The sequence below is a fragment of the Nocardia sp. NPDC058519 genome (assembly GCF_042719755.1).
GTDB lineage: Bacteria > Actinomycetota > Actinomycetes > Mycobacteriales > Mycobacteriaceae > Nocardia.
On the sequence record NZ_JBHXNK010000033.1, the window covers coordinates 68,979 to 74,978 of the forward strand.

At 62.0% G+C, this 6,000-nt stretch carries 3 protein-coding genes and 2 pseudogenes; 2 read left to right on the forward strand and 3 right to left on the reverse strand.

Annotated features, from left to right (window positions below):
- Window positions 1-555: 555 nt before the first annotated feature.
- Entirely contained in the window at window positions 556-1,404 is an 849-nt protein-coding gene (locus ACFWPK_RS28710; RefSeq protein WP_378920988.1) for a sterol desaturase family protein, read from the reverse strand.
- Between the two features lie 383 nt (window positions 1,405-1,787).
- On the opposite strand from ACFWPK_RS28710, the pseudogene ACFWPK_RS28715 reads away from it, so the two are divergent.
- Together ACFWPK_RS28715 and ACFWPK_RS28720 are read left to right on the forward strand one after the other, a co-directional pair.
- Window positions 1,788-1,898 (forward strand): annotated as a pseudogene (locus ACFWPK_RS28715) (ATP-binding protein); the annotation flags it as partial.
- Window positions 1,881-2,561, forward strand: a complete 681-nt coding sequence (locus tag ACFWPK_RS28720; RefSeq protein ID WP_378920996.1) for a TetR/AcrR family transcriptional regulator — start codon at window positions 1,881-1,883, stop codon at window positions 2,559-2,561. The pseudogene ACFWPK_RS28715 and the gene ACFWPK_RS28720, both read left to right, overlap by 18 nt.
- Before the next feature lie 846 nt (window positions 2,562-3,407).
- Here the strand turns inward: ACFWPK_RS28720 and ACFWPK_RS28725 are convergent.
- Together ACFWPK_RS28725 and ACFWPK_RS28730 are read right to left on the reverse strand one after the other, a co-directional pair.
- Window positions 3,408-4,700 carry a hypothetical protein gene (locus ACFWPK_RS28725; protein ID WP_378920990.1) on the reverse strand — a complete coding sequence of 431 codons (1,293 nt, stop codon included), beginning with the start codon at window positions 4,698-4,700 and terminating at the stop codon, window positions 3,408-3,410.
- A pseudogene (locus ACFWPK_RS28730) lies at window positions 4,697-6,000 on the reverse strand (hypothetical protein); the annotation flags it as partial. The pseudogene ACFWPK_RS28730 and the gene ACFWPK_RS28725, both read right to left, overlap by 4 nt.

Genomic DNA, 6,000 nt, shown 5'->3' on the forward strand with positions numbered 1-6,000 from the left:
CCTAACGTATCTAACGGACACGATTATTCGTCCCACGTCGCGAGATCCGGTGGCTAGTTGTGACTTTCGCGGCATCGAACCGCACGGACGCGAAGTCTCCGATACTCCGCTGACCGAGCCGACCCCTTCGTGGTGGTCCTCGCTCCACGTCGCGCTCGACGACGCGCAAGCGCTCGCGGGCCGAGGTACCTCATCCGCCGATTCGAGGCCGGAGTGGGGCGTCTGCCGTGGAAACGGATCCGCCGAAAGATCGTCGAACTGGACCCAGCTGTCGACAGCGAGCAGATAGCGCGCCTGGCGCTCACCGCGTTGTTGCCACCGGTCGGCGCGAAGTTCATGCTCGAGGTGGTCTTCGCGGTCTCGTTGATACGGGTGATGGGCCAGTTCGAAGGCACGGCGTCGTCCGGCCACCGCGAAGGACTCATCACTGCCAGCATGTCGGCCCCGATCCGGCTCTGGACCGATCCACTCATGCCGTGTAGTTACGGCGCCGCCTGCGGGTCGACTGAGGCTGCTCATTCCGTGGTCCGGCGTACCCAGTGCCTTCTCACGGGACTATTCGGGCCGCCAGCCGGGTGGGCAGAAGACGTAACCCAGCTTGCTGCGCAGACCTCGTGCGCTGCGGACGTCACTGATGATGTTGCCGTACTCGTGATACTCGAGTACGAGCAGATCGTGGGTGTTTACCGGGGTGGTGAGCCCGTAGGTGGGCCGGTACAGCTCGGTTTGGAAGGTGCCGAACATGCGGTCCCAAAGGATCAGTATCCCACCGTAATTCTTGTCGAGGTACTGCTGGTTGCTGGCGTGGTGGACGCGGTGGTGAGAGGGGGTGTTGAATACGAATTCCACTGCCCAGGGCAGCTTGTCGACGACCTCGGTGTGAGTGAAGAACTGGTAAATCAGGTTGATAGAGAACGCTGGATAGATCATCCACGGCTCGAAGCCCAACAGCGGCAGTGGGATCCAGAACAGACCCTCCGACCACGGGTTCCATTTCTGCCGGAGGGCGATGCTGAGGTTGAAGTGTTCGCTGGAATGATGGGCTTGGTGGCCGGCCCATCCGATACGCACCCGGTGCGCAAACCGGTGGTTGCAGTACCAGGCGAAATCGACTGCCACAATCAGCAGCAACCAACTCCACCACGCATCGGCCCGAATATGCCAGGGCGCCAGATAGGTCCACAGGAAAACGAATACCACCAGCGTGACGAGCTCGAGCAGGAACAACGACACCAGCGACACAGCCCCCATGCTGATGTTGGTACGCACATCGGTGACTTCGTATCCGGTCACCTCGCCGTAATCGTGGACCCGCAGAATCACCGCTTCGATGATGACGAACATCAAGAACACCGGAATGGCATACAGCAAGGGATTGTGCATCTGGTGCCAGAGCTGGGACATCAACGAGATCTCCTCAAAGATGCTGCACACGAACGTGTCTACGTGCGGTTAGGTGTAGTGCGGTCCGCTGGTCTCCGCAGGATCACGACCCGATCAGGTCGTCGCTGCTGGGACCACGGTGGCCGACGACGCGGCTTGCTTTCCGGGCATCGATACCGCCCCTGCCGCTACAAACAAAAACACAGATAGATTCGTCACGAGGCCGAGCAAAGATGTGTGTTCGAGGTTAACCAGGGATCCCGAAATCGATGTCGGAGTGGGAATCTCGGTCGGCGGATATCATCGAGCACTGATAGCGCCTACCAGGTTCTTTCGGATGTTGCGACGAGTCTGGTTGCAGTGCAACATGTTTCGTCGACACAGCACCATTGATCAGCGACGACATCGACGAGCTCGGCTACATGGAACTCGACCGCCGCGGCGCGGAACTGCTGTTCCAGGTGCTGACCGAACGCGAGGAGAAGAACTCCGTCGCGATCGCCTCCAACGAGTCCACGATGACTAACAAGAGCGAGGTGACCGCACTAATGCCACGACTGGTCGACCATGAACTGCGGCGACGGGAGATCACCGATGCTGTGCGACGCGTGATCGTCGCCGGTGGGCTTGACGCGGTGACCTTTCAGACCGTCGCCGCCGAAGCCGGATTCTCAGTGAGGGTCGTGCAGTACTACTTCGGCACCAAGAAGGACTTTCTGCTGGCCACCCATCGCTCGGTGATGGAAGACGCCGGCGCCCGGTTCACGAAACGATGGACCGCGCTCGGCACGGAAGCCACGCCCCGGGAAACCGTCCGAGCGGTGTTGACTGAACTGCTTCCCCTCGATGACCAGCGCCGTGCGGAAACCATCGTGCTCGGAGCGTTCGCCTGGGCGGCGATCTGCGGCCAGGGCATCACCGCCGAAGAAACCTTCGCTGCACCCCGGGCTTTGATTGCGATCGTCGCTGACCAACTCCGACGGGACCAGTCCCACGACACGTCGGCTCCCGGCGATCCCGAGCGCGACGCGGAGGTCATCGCGATGGCAACCGGCGGACTCGCCCATGGAATGCTCCAAGGCTTCGGCACCACACAGACCGCGATCGAACTCCTCGACCATCTTCTCGACCTCGTCTTGGGTGCCGAGGGTGACCAGGTGGACTCGACCCAGCACTGATCGCACACCCTTCGTGGGCGTAGAGCAGGTCGCGCCGCATTCGAGTTCACGGCCTCAGTCCTGCTTGACGGCAGAATTCGCCGATCGCATCGGCAAGATCCGCCACCTCGCGACGGCCGGATTCACCTATAGACGACGTCAGAATTCACCAGCACAACCACCCTGCTATTTGGAAGGCTCCCCCTGTCTGCGGGTGCGACGGGATGAACCCGACTTCGACCAGTTAGTCCCGGGCTCACGCTCGTACCTTTAGGGACAACATCACCGGGCCCGCCAGGCCACACAGTCCCTCGGGCTCACCCACATGTGGGTGGGGAAATCCGCTCCATCGCGCGAACCACTACGCCCTTGCCGGGCTTACCCCCGCGTATGTGGGGACGACGCGATGACGGACAGCGCCTGCGAGTCGACGGTCGGCTCACCCCACGCGTGTGGGGACGACGTGCGCAGAACTTGGACCGCCTCGGCCCACGCGGGCTCACCCCCACGCGTGTGGGGACGACACTTTCCGACCAGCACTTTCTCAGCGAGATACCTAGATTCTCATTCACTTTGATCAGCGCCGATACTCTGAAATCTGGGCCAACTCCGCAATTATCTTCCAACTCTCACTCGCGGCACTGCTGAAGCTTGTCAAGGAGATGAGATGCTCGACAGCCGTCGATTGAATTAGTGGTGACTTAGTAGGGAAAATGAGTCAGGCTGGTTTCCGAAGAAGTCTTCGGAAACCAGCCTGAACTGCGCATACTGTGGAGCTAAGGGGAATCGAACCCCTGACCTTCTCGGTGCGGGGTTTCAGTTGTATCAGCTGCACGCTGCGGAGGGGCTGGGAGCTCCTGGTCCTCGTCACCGTCCAACTACCGCTTCATCGGCGGACGATGGGCCGACAGAGCTCGTCACTAGGTCTGCGATGGTGAGCGCCTCTGGCAGGGTCCAAGTCGCCGCTTCGTCAGCGAGCAACTGTTCCCACGACGGTGCTCCAGCTTCTGCACGGGCCGCGGCATCGGAGCGGACCTTCAGCGCGAGCATGCCGATCCGCATGAGAACAGGAATGTTGAGATGTCGAGCGGCGACGACGGTTTCACCAGCAATCGCCGCTGCGGTGGTCTTCGACACGCTGATCGCTCCGGCTGCGGCGTGCGCGGCGAGCAGCATCTCCGTGTGTTTAGCCGCTGCGGAAGTCGCCAGCCGTGCAGTGCCGGTGGAACGGTAGGCACCGAGGTGGGTGTGGGTTCGGATGACGACCTCGGTCGCGAGCATCCCGAGACCCGGGGTCAACATTCCGGAGCGAAGATTCAACCCGTCGCCGGAATTCGTCCCGGCGTAAGCGTCATTGGCGAACTTCCGCAAGTCGGGGTTCGGCATCTCGCTCAGAAGTGTCCAACCCGGCAGCGGCAAGTTCATCGGGGTGACAAAATCTGCCGCCCAGTGTTTCAACAGAAGCGCGACTGCGAGGTGGCGTTCGGGCGCTTGTGCGAATGGTAGACCGGAGCGAGTTGTCGCAACCTTTTCGACCATCCGCTGTCCGTCTTCCCACCACGTGCCTTCGAAGGTTCCCGTGCGGATCTGATTGAGGGCGGCGAAGAACCGGCCGATGTCGTGACCGGCCGACCGAACGCGGTGTGCCGGACCGCCGAATTTCGGTCCGGTGTAATCGATGGGGAGTCGGGCGGTCTGCCTCTCCCACCGGCGCAGAAGGTCGGTCTTCTTCAACAAGGACAGGCCGCTGAGCACTGCAGCGTCTACCTGGCTGTCGTAGAGGTTTCCGAGTGCGCCGATGAGCCCGGAGACGCCCACGACGACCAGGTCGCCACGTTCCCACGGAACCCTTTGAGCCGCCCGCCATCCATCGAGCTGCTCTAGCGCGATCGGGTCGAGGATGTCGGCAATGTCGGCCTCGCCCCACCCCTCGACTTCGCGACGTTGCTGATGGTGGGCAGTGAGTTCGGTATAGGTGAGGCCGGTCGAGGTGCTCACGATGCGCTGTGTGGCCGTATGGTCGATCGGTTTGTCCGAAAGCGCTGATGCGGCAATCGATTCGATGTCTTCGAGGTCACGCGTGAGTGCATCCAAGTTGCCGATGTAGTCCTCATCGATCGGCGAGATCCGGTCGCTGGAGTTGCCGCCAGTGGCGCTCACGCTGCTTCCTCGAGGTCGTCAGCGAGGACAGATACCCCCTCGGCAAGGGTCTCCACGGTCTTCTTCTCACCCTCCAGATCCTCGAGTTCGGCAAGCAAGGCCTGAAGCTCATCATTTTCAGGTCCGGTGACACGCTCCTTGAGCCGGTCGGCGACGATCCGGAAGCGAGCGACGCGATCCTCGGCCGCCTGGCGTTGATCCCTCTCGGCGTTCAACTCTGCCTGCTTTGTCTCGAGTTGCGCACGAAGGATCTCGATTCGCTCAGCGAGAGTCACGACGGTCTTGCCCAGGCTTGTCACGCGCTCGCGGAGACTGACAATGACAGCCTTTGCTGCCTCTTCGTTGCCGTCGACATCGCGCAGCACGAGCTGGGTCACGACGTGGAGTCGGATGGCGTCGGCGGCGATGCGAGCGGCCGTGAACCCGGCGGCCTTACCGGCAAGCGTGGCTGCTCCGACACCTGCGGCGCCGCTGAAGCCGGTGATGAGCGCGGCACCACCGGCCATGCCGAGACCACCGGCAGCGATGGAACCGCCGCCGATCGCGGCCAAGCCCGCCGAAGTGGCCACGGCGCCCGAATAGCCGAGAACAAGCGCTCCGTACGCGCCGGCAATTGCTGGTGCGGCGAGGCCACCGGTCAGGACACCGAGTCCGAGGCCGGCACCAGCCAGGAGCGCGTACTTGGTCCAGTTACTTGCCTTGGACAGCTTCTTGATCGCGTCCTTGTATGCGGTTTCCACAGCAGGGAGGTCTTCGGGATGGAGTTGATCCATCGACCGATGGGCGGCGGCGAGAGCTTCGGCGCGGACAGCCTTGTCCCACTTACCCTCCACCCACGGCTCGAATCCGTACAGGTCGATCAGCAGAAGCAGAGCTCGTGACCGTCTCGCCACGGCCGAGGAGATCTGTGGCCCAGCGGATTCGAGCGCCTCGAGATTCGGAGACTCACCATCCGCGGCGATCTGGTGAACGACTTCTGCGACAGCGGGCGACCACGAAGACTGGTCGCGTTGCACGATGGCCGCAACGGCGTTGTCGCGAAAGGAGTTACGGATTTCACGCTTGGACGGAAGGTGCTTGCCCTTCGACGCGGCGATGTCGCGCTGCATCATCTGGTACTGCCACGCGGTGAGGATGAAGTCCTCATCGGGAGAGAGCTCGAGCTTCTTCTGTACCTGCACCGCATCCATGCGCGTGACACTAGGGTCCTGCACCTGAAATCCGTTGAAGATATTTAGCGAGTGATTCCAGGATCTCCTCCGCGGTTTTGCGCCAGACGAAGGGTTTCGGGTCGGCGTTC